The 19,332-nt window shown below is 49.6% G+C and carries 23 protein-coding genes; 15 read left to right on the forward strand and 8 right to left on the reverse strand.

From position 1 onward, the window contains the following. Window positions 1-77 precede the first annotated feature (77 nt). Together rpiA and ACPAOP_RS08115 are read right to left on the reverse strand one after the other, a co-directional pair. Window positions 78-749 (reverse strand): ribose-5-phosphate isomerase RpiA, encoded by a 672-nt coding sequence (gene rpiA / locus ACPAOP_RS08110; RefSeq protein WP_423709994.1) that lies wholly within the window; start codon window positions 747-749, stop codon window positions 78-80. A gap of 108 nt (window positions 750-857) precedes the next feature. Next, window positions 858-1,877: a serine/threonine protein kinase gene (locus tag ACPAOP_RS08115; protein ID WP_423709889.1), complete on the reverse strand. Its 1,020-nt coding sequence runs from the start codon at window positions 1,875-1,877 to the stop codon at window positions 858-860. A 152-nt stretch (window positions 1,878-2,029) separates the two neighbouring features. Between ACPAOP_RS08115 and ACPAOP_RS08120 the strand changes: the two genes are divergently transcribed. The 3 genes from ACPAOP_RS08120 to ACPAOP_RS08130 all read left to right on the forward strand — a co-directional run bounded on the left by ACPAOP_RS08120 (window position 2,030) and on the right by ACPAOP_RS08130 (window position 3,545). Beyond that, on the forward strand, window positions 2,030-2,731 hold the full coding sequence (locus ACPAOP_RS08120; RefSeq protein ID WP_423709890.1) for a UPF0149 family protein: 702 nt from the start codon (window positions 2,030-2,032) through the stop codon (window positions 2,729-2,731). 146 nt (window positions 2,732-2,877) lie between these two features. Then, entirely contained in the window at window positions 2,878-3,153 is a 276-nt protein-coding gene (locus tag ACPAOP_RS08125; RefSeq protein ID WP_423679408.1) for a hypothetical protein, read from the forward strand. 140 nt (window positions 3,154-3,293) lie between these two features. Then, entirely contained in the window at window positions 3,294-3,545 is a 252-nt protein-coding gene (locus ACPAOP_RS08130; protein WP_423709891.1) for an acyl-CoA-binding protein, read from the forward strand. A 69-nt stretch (window positions 3,546-3,614) separates the two neighbouring features. Here the strand turns inward: ACPAOP_RS08130 and ACPAOP_RS08135 are convergent, their stop codons facing one another. After that, window positions 3,615-4,580 carry a 2-hydroxyacid dehydrogenase gene (locus tag ACPAOP_RS08135; RefSeq protein ID WP_423709892.1) on the reverse strand — a complete coding sequence of 322 codons (966 nt, stop codon included), beginning with the start codon at window positions 4,578-4,580 and terminating at the stop codon, window positions 3,615-3,617. Between the two features lie 377 nt (window positions 4,581-4,957). Between ACPAOP_RS08135 and fdxA the strand changes: the two genes are divergently transcribed. The 5 genes from fdxA (at window position 4,958) to nth (ending at window position 9,425) form a co-directional block, all read left to right on the forward strand. Beyond that, window positions 4,958-5,281 (forward strand): ferredoxin FdxA, encoded by a 324-nt coding sequence (gene fdxA / locus ACPAOP_RS08140; RefSeq protein WP_423679405.1) that lies wholly within the window; start codon window positions 4,958-4,960, stop codon window positions 5,279-5,281. Between the two features lie 67 nt (window positions 5,282-5,348). Beyond that, window positions 5,349-6,419, forward strand: a complete 1,071-nt coding sequence (locus tag ACPAOP_RS08145; RefSeq protein ID WP_423709893.1) for an NAD(P)/FAD-dependent oxidoreductase — start codon at window positions 5,349-5,351, stop codon at window positions 6,417-6,419. Window positions 6,420-6,714: 295 nt separating this feature from the next. Next, window positions 6,715-7,950, forward strand: coding sequence for a polyhydroxyalkanoate depolymerase (locus ACPAOP_RS08150; protein ID WP_423709894.1), 1,236 nt, complete (start codon window positions 6,715-6,717; stop codon window positions 7,948-7,950). A gap of 144 nt (window positions 7,951-8,094) precedes the next feature. Beyond that, the gene (rsxB, locus tag ACPAOP_RS08155; RefSeq protein WP_423709895.1) at window positions 8,095-8,781 is read left to right on the forward strand and encodes an electron transport complex subunit RsxB; all 687 of its coding nucleotides are present in this window, start codon (window positions 8,095-8,097) and stop codon (window positions 8,779-8,781) included. After that, window positions 8,778-9,425, forward strand: coding sequence for an endonuclease III (gene nth, locus ACPAOP_RS08160; RefSeq protein WP_423709896.1), 648 nt, complete (start codon window positions 8,778-8,780; stop codon window positions 9,423-9,425). The genes rsxB and nth overlap by 4 nt, the downstream gene beginning before the upstream one ends. 36 nt (window positions 9,426-9,461) lie before the next feature. Here the strand turns inward: nth and ACPAOP_RS08165 are convergent, their stop codons facing one another. Continuing rightward, window positions 9,462-10,070, reverse strand: a complete 609-nt coding sequence (locus ACPAOP_RS08165; RefSeq protein ID WP_423709897.1) for a malonic semialdehyde reductase — start codon at window positions 10,068-10,070, stop codon at window positions 9,462-9,464. Between the two features lie 97 nt (window positions 10,071-10,167). On the opposite strand from ACPAOP_RS08165, the gene ACPAOP_RS08170 reads away from it, so the two are divergent. Next, window positions 10,168-10,596 carry a DUF1841 family protein gene (locus ACPAOP_RS08170; protein ID WP_423709898.1) on the forward strand — a complete coding sequence of 143 codons (429 nt, stop codon included), beginning with the start codon at window positions 10,168-10,170 and terminating at the stop codon, window positions 10,594-10,596. A 69-nt stretch (window positions 10,597-10,665) separates the two neighbouring features. On the opposite strand, the gene ACPAOP_RS08175 is transcribed toward ACPAOP_RS08170, so the two are convergent. Both ACPAOP_RS08175 and ACPAOP_RS08180 read right to left on the reverse strand, forming a co-directional pair. Then, the gene (locus ACPAOP_RS08175; RefSeq protein ID WP_423709899.1) at window positions 10,666-11,013 is read right to left on the reverse strand and encodes a c-type cytochrome; all 348 of its coding nucleotides are present in this window, start codon (window positions 11,011-11,013) and stop codon (window positions 10,666-10,668) included. A 15-nt stretch (window positions 11,014-11,028) separates the two neighbouring features. Continuing rightward, a complete protein-coding gene (locus tag ACPAOP_RS08180) occupies window positions 11,029-11,352 on the reverse strand; it encodes a c-type cytochrome (RefSeq protein ID WP_186898153.1) in 324 nt (107 codons plus the stop codon). A 291-nt stretch (window positions 11,353-11,643) separates the two neighbouring features. Between ACPAOP_RS08180 and ACPAOP_RS08185 the strand changes: the two genes are divergently transcribed. Beyond that, window positions 11,644-12,507, forward strand: a complete 864-nt coding sequence (locus ACPAOP_RS08185; RefSeq protein ID WP_423709900.1) for an AAA family ATPase — start codon at window positions 11,644-11,646, stop codon at window positions 12,505-12,507. Here ACPAOP_RS08185 and ACPAOP_RS08190 read toward each other — a convergent pair. Continuing rightward, window positions 12,466-12,726 (reverse strand): hypothetical protein, encoded by a 261-nt coding sequence (locus ACPAOP_RS08190; RefSeq protein ID WP_423709901.1) that lies wholly within the window; start codon window positions 12,724-12,726, stop codon window positions 12,466-12,468. The two genes, ACPAOP_RS08185 and ACPAOP_RS08190, sit on opposite strands and share 42 nt — an antisense overlap. An 83-nt stretch (window positions 12,727-12,809) precedes the next feature. Here ACPAOP_RS08190 and ACPAOP_RS08195 point away from each other — a divergent pair, with 83 nt between their 5' ends. After that, the gene (locus tag ACPAOP_RS08195) at window positions 12,810-13,256 is read left to right on the forward strand and encodes a hypothetical protein (RefSeq protein ID WP_423709902.1); all 447 of its coding nucleotides are present in this window, start codon (window positions 12,810-12,812) and stop codon (window positions 13,254-13,256) included. Between the two features lie 33 nt (window positions 13,257-13,289). Continuing rightward, the gene (locus tag ACPAOP_RS08200; RefSeq protein ID WP_423709903.1) at window positions 13,290-13,505 is read left to right on the forward strand and encodes a helix-turn-helix transcriptional regulator; all 216 of its coding nucleotides are present in this window, start codon (window positions 13,290-13,292) and stop codon (window positions 13,503-13,505) included. A 154-nt stretch (window positions 13,506-13,659) separates the two neighbouring features. Here the strand turns inward: ACPAOP_RS08200 and acs are convergent, their stop codons facing one another. Beyond that, window positions 13,660-15,663: an acetate--CoA ligase gene (acs, locus tag ACPAOP_RS08205; RefSeq protein WP_423709904.1), complete on the reverse strand. Its 2,004-nt coding sequence runs from the start codon at window positions 15,661-15,663 to the stop codon at window positions 13,660-13,662. Between the two features lie 354 nt (window positions 15,664-16,017). Here acs and ACPAOP_RS08210 point away from each other — a divergent pair, with 354 nt between their 5' ends. The 3 genes from ACPAOP_RS08210 (at window position 16,018) to murI (ending at window position 19,304) form a co-directional block, all read left to right on the forward strand. After that, window positions 16,018-16,617 (forward strand): TIGR00645 family protein, encoded by a 600-nt coding sequence (locus ACPAOP_RS08210; protein WP_423709905.1) that lies wholly within the window; start codon window positions 16,018-16,020, stop codon window positions 16,615-16,617. Window positions 16,618-16,831: 214 nt separating this feature from the next. Beyond that, entirely contained in the window at window positions 16,832-18,349 is a 1,518-nt protein-coding gene (locus ACPAOP_RS08215) for a fumarate hydratase (RefSeq protein ID WP_423709906.1), read from the forward strand. Between the two features lie 103 nt (window positions 18,350-18,452). Then, window positions 18,453-19,304, forward strand: a complete 852-nt coding sequence (gene murI / locus ACPAOP_RS08220) for a glutamate racemase (protein ID WP_423709907.1) — start codon at window positions 18,453-18,455, stop codon at window positions 19,302-19,304. Window positions 19,305-19,332: the final 28 nt, after the last annotated feature.

A 19,332-nucleotide genomic window follows, 5' to 3' on the forward strand; every position in this document is an offset into this window, starting at 1 on the left:
AGTATGTAAAAAAGGCTGTCTTTGACAGCCTTTTTTATGTCCGCAGTACACGCCGCCGCAACTGGGCGGTAACGCACTCAGAATCGCAATGTTTTTACACCCTCAGCGGTTCCCAGCAGGCAGACATTCGCACCTTGCCGGGCGAACAAACCAACGGTCACGACGCCCACGATATTATTGATCGTCGCTTCCAGTGCTACCGGATCCGCGATTTGCAGACCATGCACATCAAGAATCATATTGCCGTTATCCGTCAATAAAGGTTTGCCGTCTTTCAGGCGCAAACGCGCCTCACCTCCCAGCGCATTGAGCTTACGCGCCACCACCGCATGCGACATCGGAATCACCTCCACCGGCAACGGAAACTTACCCAATTGATCGACGAGTTTAGAGCCATCGGCGATACAGACAAATTTATCGGCCACGGAAGCCACAATTTTTTCGCGGGTCAGCGCAGCGCCGCCGCCTTTAATCATCGCGCCATGTGGCGTGATTTCGTCTGCACCGTCGATATACACGGGCATCGATGTCACCTCATTCAGATCGAGTACGGTAATGCCATGATCACGCAAGCGTTGCGCGGTGGCTTCCGACGAAGCGACTGCCGCCTTGATTTTATGCTTCATCTTGGCCAGCTCGTCGATAAAGAAATTAGCGGTCGAGCCTGTGCCGACACCGACAATCTCATTTTCAACAACATAGGCAATCGCCGCCTGAGCAACGGCGCGTTTCAATTCATCCTGGGTCATGTGATTTCCAATCATGCGTGGACCTGAATATGACAGTCCATAAGTTCAAAAAATTTGCGCTATTTTACCGGACAGCCAGTAGCGACAGCGTAGTTCATGGGTAAATGATCAGACCGGCCACAACGGCGCCTCATCCATGAGCGCAATCTGCTCGCGCAATTCGAGTATGCGATCCTGCCAGTAACGCTGGCTGTTAAACCACGGGAACGCCGCCGGAAACGCCGGGTCGTCCCAGCGCTGCGCCAGCCACGCCGAATAATGCAGCAGGCGCAGGGTGCGTAACGCTTCAATCAGATGCAGCTGGCGCGCATCAAAGTCGAAAAAGTCTTCGTAACCGACCAGAATATCGGTCAGCTGGCTCTGCATCTCGGCACGGCTGCCGGACAACAGCATCCACAAATCCTGTATGCCCGGTCCCATGCAGCTATCGTCAAAATCGACAAAATGCGGCCCGGCCTGTTCACCAGATTCCAGCCACAAGACATTGCCCATGTGGCAGTCGCCATGCAAACGCAGCATCTGAACGTCCCCTGCCCGCTCGTAACAGCGCGCAATGCCATCGAGCGCCTGTTGCGATACCGACGCATACGCCTGCAGCAAATCCGGCGGAATGAAATCATGTTCCAGCAACCATTGCCGCGGTGCGATACCAAAGGTGTGCTGATCAATTGCGGGTCGGTGACAATACGTCTGCATTGCGCCAACGGCGTGTATGCGTCCAATGAAACGTCCCAACCACTCCAGCGTGGCAGCATCACCGATTTCCGGTGCCCGTCCACTCTGCCGCGGGAACAAGGCAAAACGGTAGCCTTGATACTGGTGCAGACTATCGCCTGCCGCATTCACTATCGCAGGCACAACGGGTATCTCTTGCTCAACCAGCTCACGCACAAACTGATGCTCTTCAAGAATCGCCGCGTCAGTCCAGCGCTGTGGCCGGTAAAACTTAGCGATCACCGGCGGCGCATCTTCCAGTGCAAGCTGATACACGCGGTTTTCATAACTGTTCAACGCCAGTAAGCGACCGTCGCAACGCAGACCGCAACTGTCAACGGCATCCAGTACGAGGTCGGGTGATAAATCAGCAAACGAAGTAGCCAGAGAGATCGGAGAAATTTGTTCTTTCATAGCCGGAATTGTACGTGTATATCCTGCATCTGATTTGATTTACATGCCTCAGACGCGGATTTAATTCCGAGGGAAAACGCAGAAAACACCTGCACAGCCTGACGACAAAGCGCTACACTTCCGGTATTTTCATCACACCAACAGGTAACACCATGCATCTCGACGAACCGCTCAGCGACAAAGAATTCAACGAACTCGATAAATTTCTCATGTCCGATAAGGTAGGCGATGAAGGTATGACGATGGATGCGCTGCACGGCTATCTGACGGCGATTGCACTGGGGCCTGAAGTGATACCGATGGCAGAATGGCTGCCGAAAGTCTGGGGGCTGCCGGAACAGGGCGAACCTAAGTTCAAAAACGAAAAAGAAATGCAGCGCATCACACAACTGATCGCGCGTTTTATGAATGAAATACAGATTACGTTTGAAGTCGCCCCCCAGGAATACGAACCTCTATTCTGTGTGATGGAGCAAAACGGAAAAGAACTCATCGACGGCGAAACCTGGGCCTGGGGTTTCTGGGAAGGCATGCAATTGCGTGAAGAAGCCTGGGAAGCCGCCTGGGAATCCGAAGAAATCGGTCCTTTGCTGCAACCGATCTATTTGCTGGGCGCCGAAGAAATCGAAGAAGATGAAATGCGTTTCGTCGATACACCGGAAAAATGCCACGAACTGGCGCTGACGCTGGAAACTTCGATTCCCGCGATACGCCGTTTCTGGGTGCCTTTGCGTAAATCCGGTGTCACAACCGTAAAACGCGACGCACCGAAAGTCGGACGCAATGATCCCTGCCCCTGCGGCAGCGGCAAGAAATACAAAGCCTGCTGCGGCGCTGAACCAACTATCCATTAATTCGGGTTCACGATAACAAGCAGCAGGTATCAGGAAGAAAATATTATGTTTATTTTCTTCCTGAAAGCGACCAAAGCGCTAGTCAATACAGACCCCAGCTTCACTCATAACGCAGCAACGACGAAGCAATTACTTGAAAGGCCGCCATGGGCATAGAATATTCGATAGAATTTTCCTTTACCGATGCACATCGGGTCGCCAGTTTATTCGCCACCATCGGCGCATTGCCCGTTGCCTTGCCCACCGGTGCCCGTTACGACTTTCAATCCGCCGTTTCAGGAAGAATGCCGGACGGAACAGCAAAAATAACAGACTCAGGCGTGATTTTTTATTCGCACGGCGGACAAGGCGAGGAATACTTAGGCAAAGTAATCGCTTCGCTGGTAAGAGAATTCGGTAGCGTCAGCGTCCGTAAGATCTGATCAGCTCGGCACCATTTTGCCTCAACCATGCTCATGCTGAAGTCATGCTGCTGGAAGGAAACCTCTAGCAGTACCACTGGCGAACACATTCCCAGCATGTTATTTTTTGCGCTTTCGTTTTAAGACAGCCGGAGACCCACATGAGCTTGCAAGAACAATTCAATCAGGCGTTGGCAGATTCTAAAAATTTACCTGAACGTCCTGACAATATGACGCTGTTAAAAATTTACGCTTTGTATAAACAAGGCAGCACCGGCGACGTAACTGGCGATCGTCCTGGTATGACGGACTTTGTCGGTCGCGCTAAGTTTGATGCGTGGGCCGGCCTGAAAGGCACCACGCAGGAAGCCGCGATGCAACAGTACATTGATCTGATTAACTCACTGAAATAAACAATAAAAACGCAATTAAAAAAAGCCCTGGTCAGGGCTTTTTTTGCGTCATTTTTTTGGCAAACAGCGTCAGAGTTTCAGCAGATTCGGCGGTACCTGCCCGCTCAGACCGGCGATCAGATTGTCGGCGGCACAATTCGCCATTGCCAGACGCGTTTTTTCTGACGCACTGGCAATATGAGGGGTCAGCACGACATTATCCAGCGTCAGAAAATCCGGGTGAAACTTAGGCTCATTTTCAAACACATCCAGTCCGGCAGCAGCGATACGTTTTTCGCGCAGCGCCGCAATCAGCGCCACATCATCGACAATGCCGCCACGTGCCAGATTGGTCAGTGTTGCGGTCGGCTTCATCATTGCCAGTTCAGCCGTCGCAATCGTGTGGCGGGAAGCCGGTGAATACGGCAACACCAACATCACATGATCGGCCTGGCGTAAAAGCTCTTCTTTACTGACATAAACAGCATTATTCGCCTGTGCTTCCAGCTCTGGCGCAATACGCGAACGGTTGTGATAAATCACGCGCATATTAAATCCAGTGGAACGGCGCGCGATTGCCTGTCCGATACGTCCCATGCCGATAATTCCGAGCGTGGAACCGTGTAAATCCGGACCGAGGAAATAGTCATATCGCCATTTATTCCACTTCCCGGCACGCAGCCAGTGTTCCGACTCAGTAATGCGACGCGCCGCCGCCATCATCAGCGCCCAGCCAAAATCGGCTGTCGTTTCATTCAACACATCCGGCGTGTTACTCGCCATCACGCCATGCACAGAGCAAGCTGGCAAATCAATGTTGTCGTAACCGACTGCCATATTCGCGACCATTTTCAACTCCGGCACTTGCTGCAACAAAGCCGCGTCGATGCGCGCACTTGCGGTCGCCAGTATCCCGGCTTTGCCAGCCAGACGCTGCGCCAGCTCTGCGGGCGTAAAAATCACATCATCCTGATTCGACTCAACCTCAAAATGCTGATGCAAACGGTTCAATACTTCTGGGAATATCGCTCTGGCAACCAAAATCGCTGGTTTCATAGTTAACAACTTTCTTTACATTAAGGGCTGATGGTTGCTTATCTTAACCTCGAAAAAGAAGTTTTTCCGGGTTCCTCTGCGCCCTTAAAAACTTTCATCTCAGCAATCAACAGGCGTGACGATTTTCATCGATAGTGACCCATATCAATAACAATGATCATGAATCCACTTAAAATACGATTTTGCGTTTCCGCTGACAAAAGCCCGCTGCCAGAACCGCTTTTAATCCCTGTCTGCATTTGCTTATGCGCAAACGATATAAGTGCAGTTTGTGAGAACTCTTAAATTGCCTTAAAATACAAGGCTTTGCAGCCTGAGCACGCGTTATTCTGCGATCTGGCTGCGCCAACATCCCGAATTTTTTAGATTGGACTGTTATGACCCACGTTGTGACCGAATCCTGCATCCGCTGCCGTTATACTGATTGCGTGGATGTCTGCCCAGTGGACTGCTTTCGCGCTGGCCCGAATTTCCTGGTGATTGATCCGGACGAATGCATCGATTGCGCTGTCTGCGTTGCAGAATGCCCGGCGAATGCGATTTTTGCTGAGGAAGACGTACCTTCTGATCAGCAACAATTCATCAAGATCAATGCGGAGCTGACACGCAACTGGCCTTCCATCACTAAAACAGTGGCGCCGCTCGCTGATGCGGATGACTGGAAAGATGTCAAAGACAAGCTGCAATATCTGGAGCGCTAATCTGGCGCGGATAAATCCGCTCAGCTTATTCACGTAATTTAAGCAATATCAGGAACTATCTAGTCGTATGGAAAACAAACAAACTACCCAGGCAAATGGCGTTATTGAAGCAGATGCCGTCATCGTTGGCGCAGGTCCGGTTGGCCTGTTTCAGGTGTTTGAATTAGGTCTGCTCGAAATTAAAGCCCACGTCATTGATTCTCTGCCAGTAGTTGGCGGTCAGTGCGTCGAGTTGTATCCTGATAAACCGATCTATGACATCCCTGCGGTTCCGGTTTGCACCGGCCAGGAACTGACCGATAATCTGCTCAAGCAAATCGAGCCGTTTGAACCGACCTTCCATCTGGGGCAGGAAGTGACACTGGTTGCGCGTCGTGAAGATGGCCGTTTCGACCTCGAAACCTCCATAGGCACACGCTTCATCACAAAAACGATATTCATTGCAGCCGGCGTAGGCTCGTTCCAGCCACGCACATTAAAAGTCGACGGCATTGAAGCATTTGAAGGCAAACAAGTCTTCTACCGAGTCAAAGATCCTAGCCAGTTTTATGGTAAAAACCTGGTGATCTGCGGTGGTGGTGATTCAGCGCTCGACTGGGCACTGAATCTTGTCGGTAAAGCAGAATCCGTCGTCTTGTTACATCGCCGTGAAGATTTCCGCGCTGCACCGGCCTCCGTCGCCAAGATGAAAGAATTATGCGACAACTATGAAATGCAACTGACGATCGGTCAGGTTACCGGCATTGAAACCAAAGATGACTTGCTGTCTGAGATCAAAGTTACAGGTGCAGACGGCGTCACACGCCGTATGCCGCTGGATAATCTGCTGGTGTTCTTCGGCCTCTCACCAAAACTCGGCCCTATTGCCGAATGGGGTCTGGAAATCGAACGCAAGCAATTGAAAGTCATGGATACTGAAAAATTCGAGACGAATGTTCCGGGTATTTTCGCTGTGGGTGACATCAATACCTATCCAGGTAAGAAAAAACTGATTTTGTCGGGCTTCCATGAAGCCGCACTGGCTGCTTTCGGTGCAGCACCGTATATTTTCCCTGAGAAGAAAATTCACATGCAATACACGACAACCTCACCAAAACTGCACAAGATTCTGGGTGTGGATACACCGACATTCGACTAAGTTGAATTTCTTCTTAAAAAGCGCAAAGCTCAGTTCTTTGCGCTTTTTTTATTTCCGAAAATAATCAACACAGGCTGACTTAGCAAAAAAATTATCACCATGATCACGTTTGTAACATTAATTTGCATACGAACGGCCTGCAACAACATCAGAGAAACCAAAAAATCCAAAACTGGTTTATGATGCAATGCAATATCCATATAAAAATACTGCCTCAGGCAGAAAAAAATATCCCAAAAAATCCAATCAGTTGTAAGAAAACGGACTATCCGTCTTTGACCAGAAAGATGTCATCATGCTCTATCAACTCCATGAACTCAATCGCGCTTTCCTGACCCCGTTAACCCAATGGGCAGAAGCCTCCTCCAAGCTCTTCACTAACCCGGTTTCTCCTCTCGCACACACACCTTATGCTCAGAGAGTCGCCGCTGGTTACGAATTAATGTTCAGACTGGGGAAAGATTACGAGAAACCGGAATTTGGCATCACATCAACGACGATCAACAAACAAGTGGTGGAAATCGTCCAGGAAACAACAGTAATCAAGCCCTTTTGCAAGTTACTGCACTTTAAAAAAGTATTACCGACAAAAGACCTGCAAAAATTAAAGCAACCCAAAGTATTGCTGGTCGCACCGCTGTCAGGACACCACGCAACTCTTTTGCGCGATACTGTGCGCGGCTTATTGCCAATGCACGATGTCTATATCACTGACTGGACCGATGCACGCATGGTACCGTTGTCGGAAGGTCGCTTTCACTTGCATGACTATATCTACTATGTGCAGGAATTTATCCGCACTCTAGGCCCGGATCTGCATGTTATCTCAGTATGTCAGCCGACTGTTCCGGTACTGGCAGCGATTTCTCTGATGGCCACCGATAAAGATCCTTATCTGCCAAAAACCATGACAATGATGGGCGGACCGATAGATCCGCGCAAATCACCGACGCAAGTCAACAACCTCGCCACCGAAAAGAAATTCTCGTGGTTCGAGAACACCGTGATTTACAGCGTGCCTGCAAACTATCCGGGTTATGGTCGAAAAGTCTATCCGGGTTTTTTACAGCATACGGGTTTTGTCGCCATGAATCCGGATCGTCACGCACAAAGTCACTGGGATTTTTACCAGCATCTGGTCAAAGGTGATGATGAATCTGCAGAACAGCATCGCAAGTTTTACGATGAATACAATGCGGTTCTGGATATGCCGGCCGATTACTATCTTGAAACCATTAAAACCGTGTTCCAGGAATTTCATTTGCCGAAAGGAACCTGGGAAGTCGAAGGTAAAATGGTGCGTCCGCAGGACATCAAAACAGTCGCCTTATTCACTGTTGAAGGTGAACTCGACGATATTTCCGGCGCAGGTCAAACCCAGGCAGCACATGAGCTTTGCAGCAGCATTCCGGCAAACATGAAACAGGATTTCGTAGCCCCTGGCTGTGGACATTACGGTATTTTTTCCGGTCGTCGCTGGCGCGAAATCATCGCTCCGAAAATTGCGGAATTTATTCAGAAACACGCCTGATCTCATTGCCATCCACAAGGGTTCAGAACGGCAAATCTGCAGCCACTATTCTCACGGATGGTGGCTTTTTTCATTGTTGTTCCTGAAATTTGCGTAGATAATCTCGGCTTCACACAACGCATTTATTTGTTTACTTCACTTCCCGTGTCCACTTCCATCGCCGCACAAATCGAAGATCTGCTTCCACAGACGCAATGCACAAAATGTGGCTATCCTTCCTGCCACCTGTACGCTAACGCCATTGCCTCTGGTGAAGCCAGTTACAATCAATGTCCTCCGGGTGGTCAGCAAGGCGTGGAGCGGCTGGCACAGCTACTGAATCTGCCGGTGATCGCACTCGATACCAGTCGCGGCGCAGAGCGCGAACGCCCGGTTGCCATTATTGATGAAGCCTTTTGCATAGGCTGCACGCTTTGCATACAAGCCTGCCCCGTCGATGCCATTATCGGTGCACCAAAGCAGATGCATACCGTCATCGCCAGTCTGTGCACAGGCTGCGATCTCTGTGTTGCCCCCTGCCCTGTCGATTGCATCGCCATGCAGCCGGTCACCGAAGGAAAAACTGGCTGGAATGCGTGGAGCCAGGAACAAGCAAATAGCGCGCGTCAGCAATTTGAATTCAGAACCATGCGCTTAGCGCGTGAAAAGCGTGAAAATGATGAGAGACTTGCCGCCAAAGCTGCTGCAAAACTGAAGGCATTGGAATTGGAACCTGCGCTGAGCGAGGAGGAAATACGCAGCAAAGAACGCAAAAAGGCAGTGATTGCCGCCGCAATGGAACGCGCCAGATTAAAAAAAATTGCAGCGGAAGCGGAGCAAAATAAATCATGAATGCAGAAAAACGGCATGCCATTTTTACGCGCCTGCAAAAAGAAAACCCGCATCCAACAACAGAACTTGAATACAAAACGCCTTTCGAGCTACTGATTGCGGTCTTATTGTCGGCTCAGGCAACCGATGTCTCGGTCAACAAGGCAACCCGCGTGCTGTATGCGGTCGCTAACACCCCTGAAGCCATTTATGCCCTCGGTGTTGATGGATTAATTCCGTATATTCAGACGATAGGCTTGTTCAGGACCAAAGCAAAAAATGTGATCGCAACCTGTCACCTGCTGATCACGGAGCATCATAGTGAAGTACCGCGTAACCGCGAAGCATTGGAGGCTTTACCCGGTGTCGGCAGAAAAACTGCCAACGTGGTGATGAATACAGCGTTTGGCGAACCAACCATCGCGGTCGATACGCACATTTTCAGAGTATCAAACCGTACCGGCCTCGCACCGGGTAAAAATGTTGATATTGTCGAACAAAAACTGATGAAATTCGTACCAAAAGAATTCCGTCAGGACGCACATCACTGGCTGATCCTGCATGGCCGCTATACCTGTATCGCCAGAAAACCGAAATGCTGGAATTGCATGATCGCTGACCTGTGCGAATACAAACAAAAAACGCCCTTACCCGATAAGGTGTAAAGGCATGATTGCATCGTGCGCCACCAGCTAAGCACGTTATACGATTTTGCAGGCTTCTTCAAAACTGAGGCGTGGCGAACGGGGAAATAATTTCTCTGTATCGCCATAACCCAGATTGCAGATGAAATTAACCTTTACTTCCGTTCCGGCAAAAAAGTGTTGATCGATCTTCTCGGCATCAAAACCAGACATCGGTCCGCAATCAAGACCAATAGCACGTGCCGCCAGCATCAGGTAAGCGCCTTGCAATGATGAATTACGAAAAGCCGTCGATTCAATCGCCGCCTGATTTCCGGCAAACCATGAACGTGCATCAGTGTGCGGGAAGAGTTTAGGTAATTGCTCATAGAACGCCATATCCATACCGATAATGGCAGTCACCGGCGCAGTTTTCACTTTATCGACATTTCCCGCAGAGACGCAGGCAGCTAACTTTTCCTTTTCAGCGTCCGACTTTACAAAGACTATGCGCGCCGGCGTTGAATTCGCCGCAGTCGCGCCCCACTTCATCAATTCATAAATCTGATACAACTGCGCGTCGCTGACGGGCTTGTCGAGCCAGACATTATGTGTACGGGCACGAGTGAATAAAGTATCGAGAGCATCCTGATTGAGCATTGTTTTTTCCTTTTGACAGTAGCACATGAAAAAATGAAGCCTGAAAATCTTCAGGCTTCAAAGCGATAAACGAAAATTCCCCCTACAATAGCAAACTTCAAATTCAAGCTTCGGTATCAATCTTATGTTTAACCCCAGCCAGCAAGATGTCAGACGTTTTTTTTGTGAAACTTACAGAAAAAGCCAGGCACGTGAGATTCTGACACCACTGGAAGCGATTGCTTCAGACTGGATCAGGCAACACCCTGAATACGATGAGACTTTACACGATGCAGAAGAAGCACTGCAGGCGAATTACAGCGTCGATCAGGGACAAACCAATCCATTTCTGCACTTATCGATGCATCTGTCGATTTCAGAGCAAATCTCTGTCGATCAGCCACGCGGCGTCAAAGCCGCATTTCAGACTCTTGCCAACAAATACAACTCAGAACACGAAGCGCATCATCAGATCATGGAATGTCTGGGTGAGATGATCTGGAACTCCCAGCGAACCGGGTTGCCTCCGGATGGTCAGGCCTATATCGAGGCATTACAGCAACGATGCCGATAAAAAAAGCCACGGTCAACGTGGCTTTTCCCTCTTAACACTTGGCGCTGAATGAACGAGTGTTGTTCTGACTTATTTTTTCAGTACCAGACTACCCGGCAAACTGTGCAGGTAAGCGGCGATATTCTGAATATCGGTATTTGACAAGGCCTTTGCCTGTCCGCCCATAATCGCATTTCCACGGCCGTTCGGGCCATCCGCACCGCGCTGATACGCTTTCAGTGCCTGCGCCAGATAATCCACATGTTGCCCGGCCAGTTTAGGGTAAGCAGGATCAATCGGAGAGTTGTAATCTTTGCCGTGGCAAGACGCACAGTTATTTTTTTCAGTTGCAGCTTTGCCCGCCTCAATATTCCCTGCAGCAAAAGCAGGAACAGAACAGAGCGAAAGCAGCACCGCCAGTAATTTGACTTTTTTCATCTTGATCTCCGACTCTTATTTTTGTTGTGAATAGTAAGCAGCTAAATCAGCGATATCCTGATCACTCAGGCTGCCAGCAATACCGCGCATAGACGGATGTTTCCGTTCACCCTTTTGGTATGCTTTCAGCGCACTTTCTATATATTTCGCAGACTGGCCACCGATCATCGGGACTTGAAAAACTTCAGGATAAGTTGCCTTGTATCCGGGGATGGCATGGCAGCCAATGCACATGGCGATTTTTTTATCAGCAGCATCTTTAGCATTGCCAACAACTTCAGCCGCTGCTGCAGCTTGAGCGAGACTCGTGAAAACGAGGAGTGCGAACAGTTTTTTCATATGAGCTTTAATAAGAATTATACAAACTGAAAAATGAAGACAACACCTTGATGTAGCTCAGCATTCTATATGATCAAAATCAATTTTGCGTAAAAAAAAGTCAGCAAAAACCCACAATTTGCACAACTATGCAGCAGTTTGTTGTTCTGAGGTTTTGCTCCGCGTTGTGTCCTTACACAAAACTATTATTGTCGATTCTGAAAAACGCACATCCGTTCACAAAATTACAGATTCTCGCTTATACTCGATGAGCTTATTTAACTCCACTGACTTAACTCTTCTGATACCACCATGACGCTGGAAACCACGACTCTCCGTTTTGATGGTGCCGACAACTACGTCGCCACCGATGATTTAAAACTTGCCGTCAACGCTGCGTTAAAACTGCAACGCCCGTTACTGATCAAAGGCGAACCCGGCACCGGTAAAACCATGCTGGCAGAAGAAGTCGCAGCAGCGCTGAATATGCCCTTACTGCAGTGGCACATTAAATCCACCACCAAAGCCCAGCAAGGTCTGTATGAATACGACGCCGTGTCCCGTCTGCGTGATTCCCAGCTTGGTGATGAACGCGTCAAAGACATCCATAACTACATCGTCAAAGGCGTTTTGTGGCAGGCGTTTACCGCCGATCAGCCTGTCGTCTTGCTGATCGATGAAATTGATAAAGCCGATATTGAATTCCCGAATGATTTGCTGCGCGAACTCGATCGTATGGAATTTTACGTCTACGAAACACGCGAAATGGTGCGCGCTAAACACCGGCCGCTGGTCATCATTACATCAAACAATGAAAAAGAATTGCCGGATGCATTTTTGCGCCGCTGCTTTTTCCATTACATTAAGTTTCCGGACAAAGAAACAATGCAAAAAATTGTCGATGTCCATTTCCCGAAACTGAAAGCAGAGTTGCTGACGCACGCATTACAGACATTTTACGAAGTGCGTGATGTGGCAGGCCTGAAGAAGAAACCTTCCACATCCGAATTTATCGACTGGCTGAAACTCTTGCTGGCAGAAGACATTCCTGCCGAGGCACTGCGCAGCAAAGACAATAAAGCCATCGTCCCACCACTGCACGGTGCCTTGCTGAAAAACGAGCAAGACGTGCACTTATTTGAACGCCTGATCTTCATGTCCCGCAACAACCGCTAATTCGCTAATTAATTCCACATCACCGCGCAGATGCTTGTACACATCAAGCTCTGCGCGTAAAAAAACTTCTCGCTCAAAAGCCCCCCCCCAGAAATTTCGAGGATAATCCGAGATCAATTTCTCAGACTCCCGGCTTCGTATCTCAATCCCCCCCAAAAAAAAGCGCCGATCGCCACAAAAAGAGACCGCGTGAATTAAAAACCACAAAAAGAAACCCATAGGTTTCTTTTTGAGATTAATGAGTTACTATTCTCATGACTTTATAAGCCATTTGCCAATTCATTTTGAGGAAGAGGATCATCATGCAAAAATCAGATACAGCGAAAACCGATCAACTTATTCACGCTTCGCGAACAATGTTGTGGCTTGCGTTGATTGTCGTCATTCTCCTGGGAGTAATCGCCCTCGCCATCAATCTCTTTCCTGAATCAGGCTGGGGCAATCGACTGCAGCAGTTTTTACAAATCCTGCCGATATTCATCATTGCAGGAATATTTTCCGTTCGAAAAAAAGGTCTCAGGTCAGCCCCCAATGACTCAGCGATGAAAGCCGTACTCGAAGACGAGCTGCGCATCGCCAGCGTACAGCGTGCCTATCGTTACGGATTCATGAGCGTTTTACTTGCACAACCAGTACTCGCCGTTTTACTGCAATTCACTGAGCAAAATAACGTATGGATCATGAGCAGCATGAGCCTGACGCTTGGCCTTTGCGTCTTCATCGCCACCATACTCATATTGGATCGCTAGTCGATGATCTGCGCATTTTTTTGAACCAATAATATGAATGAACAATTGAAAACCACGATGAAGGTGCAGCGAGCGATACGTGATCTGACTCAGGCGGATCTTGCAGAAATGAGTGGCATTACCCGAAAATCTATCAACGCCATTGAGACGGGGAATATGGTGCCATCGATTATTTTGGCACTCAAACTTGCACGCTGTTTACAAGTACCCGTTGAAGAATTATTCAGTTTGGAAGCGCTTCCGGAATAAACAAGGAAACAAGCGATAAGACATTCAGCATCAATGTGCAGAGGCTTGCATCTATAAAATTCTGTGCAAATTCGGCAAAAAAAAGGCATCACCATTCAGGCAATGCCGTTTTCGCTGAGTAGAAAAACCGTCGTTTATTCAACGACTAAATCAATTACTGCGATTCTTTCAACTGATCAAGAATCGCTGGATTTTCCAGAGTTGATACGTCTTGCGTGATGGTTTCGCCTTTTGCCAGAACACGCAATAAGCGGCGCATGATTTTGCCGGAGCGGGTTTTCGGCAGATTGTCGCCAAAGCGAATTTCTTTTGGTTTGGCAATCGGGCCGATTTCTTTGGCAACCCAGTTACGCAATTCTGTCGCAATTTGTTTCGCTTCATCACCGATCGGACGGCTGCGTTTCAGCACCACGAATGCGCAAATCGCTTCACCTGTGGTGTCATCAGGCTTACCAACCACGGCAGCTTCTGCCACCAGCGGGTGTGCAACCAGTGCCGATTCAATTTCCATCGTGCCCATGCGGTGACCAGACACATTCAACACATCATCGATACGACCGGTAATGGTGAAGTAGCCGGTATCTTTATTGCGTATCGCACCGTCACCGGCAAGATAAATCTTGCCGCCGAATTCCTCTGGGAAATAGCCTTTTTTGAAGCGTTCCGGGTCGCCCCAGATGGTGCGTATCATCGCAGGCCACGGACGCTTCACAACCAGAATACCACCCTGCCCGTTCGGTAAATCATGGCCGGTTTCATCCACGATGGCCGACATAATTCCAGGCAAAGGCAAGGTGCAGGAACCCGGTACCAGTGGTGTCGCGCCTGGCAATGGTGTCATCATGTGACCACCGGTTTCTGTCTGCCAGAAAGTATCAACGATAGGGCAATTACCGCGTCCGATATTGTTGTAGTACCACATCCACGCTTCCGGATTAATCGGCTCTCCCACCGATCCCAGCAAGCGCAAGGATGACAGATCAAATTTTGACGGATGCACATTCGCATCCGCATCCGCAGCTTTGATCAGCGAACGGATTGCAGTTGGAGCAGTATAGAAAATCGTTGCCTTGTGTTTTTCTACCATGTTCCAGAAACGTCCGGCATTCGGGAAGGTTGGAATACCTTCAAACACGATTTCTGTCGCACCGACGGCCAGCGGGCCATAGGTAATGTAGGTATGACCAGTGACCCAGCCGATATCAGCGGTACACCAGAATACATCGGATGGTTTGATGTCGAACGTCCACTTCATTGTGAGAATCGCCCACAACAGGTAACCGCCGGAAGAATGCTGCACGCCTTTAGGTTTGCCGGTGGAGCCGGAAGTGTAAAGAATAAACAGCGGATGCTCGGCGCTGACCCATTCAGGTTCGCAGACATCAGACTGATTGGCAACCAGATCATGCATCCACAGATCGCGTCCGGCAGTCAGGTTAATTGCACCGCCAGTGCGTTTGTAAATCACGACATTTTTAACTTTTTCGCAGTCGCCTAATGTCAGCGCTTCATCCACAATCACTTTCAGGGGCAGATGTTTACCGCCGCGCACCTGTTCGTCTGCGGTGATGATCGCAACCGCGCCAACGTCAACAATACGTTCATGCAAGGATTTTGCGGAGAAGCCACCGAACACAACGGAATGTGTTGCGCCGATACGGGCGCAGGCTTGCATGGCGACCACGCCTTCGACTGACATCGGCATGTAAATCACAACGCGGTCACCTTTAGTGATACCGAGAGATTTCAAGCCATTCGCGAACTGGCAGACTTTGTGATGCAGTTCTTTGTAGGTGACCTTGGTGACCTCACCGCCATCAGCCTCGAAGATCACGGCAACTTTATCGCCATTGCCTTTTTGCAGATTCACATCCAGACAGTTGTAGGACACGTTCATCAGACCGTCTTCAAACCATTTATAAAACGGTGCGTCCGTTTCATCCAGCACCGTTTCAAACGGCTTGTGCCAATGCAGATTTTCACGCGCAAGCTTGGCCCAGAAGCCTTCGTAATCGGTTTCTGCTTCTTTGCACATCGCGTGGTAAGCATCCATGCCGGAAATCGTTGCATTCGCAGCAAAAGCGGCTGGCGGAGGGAAAATCCGTGATTCGGCTTTTGCTTCTGTGGCGGATCCTGAAGTTGCGTTAAGGTCTGACATACGTGTCTCCAATTTTTATAGTTTGATTGAAATCATCAACGAAGTAATAGGCAAACCTTAAACTTGGAGACTTACTCAAGCCTTACGGTTTGCACGGGAAAACCATACCAGAACAATACCAATTTACCGCGACAGGTCAGCAGTAAAATCCTGTCACTCCCACAATATAACAATCACAAGGAAAACAGCAGCGATTTCAGCACGGCAACGCGATGCCGGTCTGCTGCCTGACGCCGTAACAATCCGCGGCAACAAATCAGGCGGACTTACACGATCTGGCAGCGCCCATGTAAAATACCGCCTGCATTCATGTCAACCTGGCAGATAAAGACAAAGAGACGAAGAGAACACCCCATGTCAACACCAGAAACCCACAGCAAACTATCGCCACTCGCTAACCTGATATTTTTCAGCCGCTGGCTGCAACTGCCGCTTTATCTGGGACTGATCCTTGCACAATGCGTTTATGTCTTTCATTTCTGGGTAGAACTGGTTGATCTGATCGGTGCAGCACTTGGCAATCAGGCCTCGCTGCAACATATTCTTGATGCAGTGTCCACCGGCGGTGATCGTCCGGCCAAACTGACCGAAACGACGATCATGCTGGTGGTATTGGGATTAATCGACGTCGTCATGATTTCCAACCTCTTAATCATGGTGATTATCGGTGGCTATGAAACCTTTGTTTCCCGTCTCGGGCTGGACGGTCACCCGGATCAGCCGGAATGGCTGTCGCACGTCAATGCTTCCGTATTGAAAGTGAAGCTGGCGATGGCGATCATCGGTATCTCGTCTATCCACTTACTGAAAACATTCATCAATGCCGGCAATTACAAATCAGAAGTGATCATTGCGCAAACGGCCATACACATTGTGTTCCTGCTGTCCGCACTGGCCATTGCCTACTGCGATCAGATTATGACCAAGACGCAGCAAGCTGCTGCTAAACATTAAGAACAACGCACAAACTCAAATCAATTATGAGCCCTGTCTCCCAATATTCATGCGGTCTTCCAGAGCAGTCATCCGGACACCCGCATCTTTATTGGGACTCAGCCACATCACTGATTGACACCCGCGCCAATATTCGTTGTACCGAGTTCGGCACTGCAACGATACAGCGCAAAGAACCCCATCTTTTTTCATTCACCTAGCCAAGAGCCACATCATGACAGTCATTAAACAAGACGACCTGATCGAATCCGTTGCTGCAGCCCTGCAATTCATCAGTTACTACCATCCTGCTGATTACATTGCGCATCTGGCGCGTGCTTATGAAGCAGAACAAAGCCCTGCCGCGAAAGATGCGATTGCGCAGATTCTGACGAACTCGCGCATGTGCGCCGAAGGTCACCGCCCTATCTGCCAGGATACCGGCATCGTTAACGTCTTCCTGAAAATCGGTATGGGCGTACGTTTTGAAGGTTTTTCCGGCTCCATCATTGATGCGGTGAACGAAGGTGTACGTCAGGGCTATAACCTGGCTGAAAATAAGCTGCGTGCTTCTATCGTTGCTGACCCGCAGTTTGAACGCAAAAATACCAAAGACAACACGCCAGCCGTGGTTCACATGGAACTGGTTCCTGGCAATACCGTTGATGTGAAAGTCGCAGCAAAAGGCGGCGGCTCTGAAAACAAAACGAAATTCGTCATGCTGAATCCTTCTGATTCGCTGGTGGACTGGGTCATGAAAACGGTGCCGACGATGGGCGCAGGCTGGTGCCCACCGGGTATGCTGGGCATCGGTATCGGCGGTACCGCAGAAAAAGCGATGCTGATGGCGAAAGAATCCCTGATGGATGACATCGACATGTACGAACTCAAACAACGCGGCCCGCAAAACAAAACTGAAGAACTGCGTATCGAATTGTGCGACAAGATCAATGCACTCGGTATCGGCGCACAGGGTCTGGGCGGTCTGACGACGGTGCTCGACGTGAAGATCAATATGTATCCTACGCATGCTGCATCCAAGCCAGTTGCGATGATCCCTAACTGTGCAGCAACACGTCACGCTCACTTCGTACTCGACGGTTCCGGCCCGAGCTATATCGAACCACCGAAACTGTCTGACTGGCCAGAAGTCCACTGGACACCAGACACAGAAAAATCCAAACGCATCGACCTGAACACCCTGACCAAAGAAGAAGTCGCTTCCTGGAAACCAGGTCAGACCTTGCTCTTGAACGGCAAAATGCTGACCGGCCGCGATGCAGCGCATAAGCGTATTCAGGATATGCTGGCGAAAGGTGAATCGCTGCCAGTTGATTTCACCAACCGTGTGATTTACTACGTTGGCCCGGTTGATCCTGTGCGTGATGAAGCAGTTGGCCCGGCTGGCCCGACCACGGCCACCCGCATGGATAAATTCACCGACATGATGCTGGAAAAAACCGGTCTGATCTCGATGATCGGTAAAGCAGAACGTGGCCCGGTTGCGATTGAATCGATCAAAAAACATCAGTCGGCGTATCTGATGGCAGTGGGTGGTGCGGCTTATCTGGTCTCGAAAGCGATCAAATCTGCGAAAGTGGTTGGCTTCGCCGATCTGGGTATGGAAGCGATCTATGAATTCGATGTCGTCGATATGCCAGTGACCGTTGCTGTTGATTCAAACGGCACCTCGGTACACAATACCGGCCCGAAAGAATGGCAGGCAAAAATCGGTATCATTCCGGTGCAGTAATCCCCGCCTGTTTCCCGGTTCATCACCACGGAAAGAGGCAGCGCAAAGCCGGTATTTTGTATCCGGCATTGCTCTGCCTTTTTCCTCTCATCATAAAATGACGATGCGATTTTCCCCTGATGCACCGATAGGCGTGTTTGATTCCGGTGTTGGCGGCTTATCGGTGTTACAGCACATTCGTCAGACGCTGCTGCACGAATCTCTGATGTATTTTGCCGATTCGGGCTTTGCTCCTTACGGCGAAAAATCCGAATCAGTGATTATTGAACGCAGTTTTGCGATCACTGATTTTCTCTTGCAGCATCACATCAAAGCACTGGTCGTCGCCTGCAACACAGCGACTGCAGCGGCGATACAATTACTTCGCCAGCGCCACCCTGATCTGATCATCGTCGGCATTGAACCCGGCTTGAAGCCTGCCGCGGCGCTGAGTCAATCCGGCATCATCGGTGTCCTCGCGACGCAAAGCACCTTACACAGTAAAAAATTTCAGGATCTGCGCGATCATCTGACGCAGACGACCGGCGTTAAAGTAGAACAGCAAGCCTGTATCGGACTGGCCAGCCAGATAGAAAAAGGCGAACTGCATTCTGGTGTCACCTACTCGCTGGTGCAGAAATACGTCACACCTTTATTGCACGCAGGTGCAGATGCCATAGTGCTGGGCTGCACACATTACCCGTTCGTAATCCCACTCATCAATGAGGTGATTGCGCAAACCTCGGCACCGGGCAGGCAAATGCACATCATCGATACGGGACTGGCCGTCGCTCAGCAATTAAAACGGCGGCTCATCAAAACGGATTTGCTGACACATAGCAGTGACGCCGCCAATGTCACCGCATGGACTACAGGCAGCCAGTCCAGCCTGAATACGGCGTTCACGCAGTTATTGAAAATACCAGCAACCACGATACACACCTTAGCCACGCAACACATACCGGCAGACAAATAAAAACGGCGCTCAACAGCGCCGTTTTTTA

Source organism: Undibacterium sp. WLX3042 (assembly GCF_049544825.1).
Lineage (GTDB): Bacteria > Pseudomonadota > Gammaproteobacteria > Burkholderiales > Burkholderiaceae_D > Undibacterium.

Coding starts and splice junctions, on each gene's coding strand:
- ACPAOP_RS08190 (WP_423709901.1), bottom strand. CDS start 12,726: ATGGGTTTCTTTTTGTGGTTTTTAATTCACGCGGTCTCTTTTTGTGGC.
- ACPAOP_RS08195 (WP_423709902.1), top strand. CDS start 12,810: ATGCAAAAATCAGATACAGCGAAAACCGATCAACTTATTCACGCTTCG.
- ACPAOP_RS08170 (WP_423709898.1), top strand. CDS start 10,168: ATGTTTAACCCCAGCCAGCAAGATGTCAGACGTTTTTTTTGTGAAACT.
- ACPAOP_RS08175 (WP_423709899.1), bottom strand. CDS start 11,013: ATGAAAAAAGTCAAATTACTGGCGGTGCTGCTTTCGCTCTGTTCTGTT.
- nth (WP_423709896.1), top strand. CDS start 8,778: ATGAATGCAGAAAAACGGCATGCCATTTTTACGCGCCTGCAAAAAGAA.
- ACPAOP_RS08210 (WP_423709905.1), top strand. CDS start 16,018: ATGTCAACACCAGAAACCCACAGCAAACTATCGCCACTCGCTAACCTG.
- ACPAOP_RS08215 (WP_423709906.1), top strand. CDS start 16,832: ATGACAGTCATTAAACAAGACGACCTGATCGAATCCGTTGCTGCAGCC.
- ACPAOP_RS08120 (WP_423709890.1), top strand. CDS start 2,030: ATGCATCTCGACGAACCGCTCAGCGACAAAGAATTCAACGAACTCGAT.
- rpiA (WP_423709994.1), bottom strand. CDS start 749: ATGACCCAGGATGAATTGAAACGCGCCGTTGCTCAGGCGGCGATTGCC.
- ACPAOP_RS08200 (WP_423709903.1), top strand. CDS start 13,290: ATGAATGAACAATTGAAAACCACGATGAAGGTGCAGCGAGCGATACGT.
- ACPAOP_RS08135 (WP_423709892.1), bottom strand. CDS start 4,580: ATGAAACCAGCGATTTTGGTTGCCAGAGCGATATTCCCAGAAGTATTG.
- ACPAOP_RS08145 (WP_423709893.1), top strand. CDS start 5,349: ATGGAAAACAAACAAACTACCCAGGCAAATGGCGTTATTGAAGCAGAT.
- ACPAOP_RS08150 (WP_423709894.1), top strand. CDS start 6,715: ATGCTCTATCAACTCCATGAACTCAATCGCGCTTTCCTGACCCCGTTA.
- ACPAOP_RS08165 (WP_423709897.1), bottom strand. CDS start 10,070: ATGTGCTACTGTCAAAAGGAAAAAACAATGCTCAATCAGGATGCTCTC.
- ACPAOP_RS08115 (WP_423709889.1), bottom strand. CDS start 1,877: ATGAAAGAACAAATTTCTCCGATCTCTCTGGCTACTTCGTTTGCTGAT.
- ACPAOP_RS08130 (WP_423709891.1), top strand. CDS start 3,294: ATGAGCTTGCAAGAACAATTCAATCAGGCGTTGGCAGATTCTAAAAAT.
- murI (WP_423709907.1), top strand. CDS start 18,453: ATGCGATTTTCCCCTGATGCACCGATAGGCGTGTTTGATTCCGGTGTT.
- acs (WP_423709904.1), bottom strand. CDS start 15,663: ATGTCAGACCTTAACGCAACTTCAGGATCCGCCACAGAAGCAAAAGCC.
- ACPAOP_RS08125 (WP_423679408.1), top strand. CDS start 2,878: ATGGGCATAGAATATTCGATAGAATTTTCCTTTACCGATGCACATCGG.
- ACPAOP_RS08185 (WP_423709900.1), top strand. CDS start 11,644: ATGACGCTGGAAACCACGACTCTCCGTTTTGATGGTGCCGACAACTAC.
- ACPAOP_RS08180 (WP_186898153.1), bottom strand. CDS start 11,352: ATGAAAAAACTGTTCGCACTCCTCGTTTTCACGAGTCTCGCTCAAGCT.
- fdxA (WP_423679405.1), top strand. CDS start 4,958: ATGACCCACGTTGTGACCGAATCCTGCATCCGCTGCCGTTATACTGAT.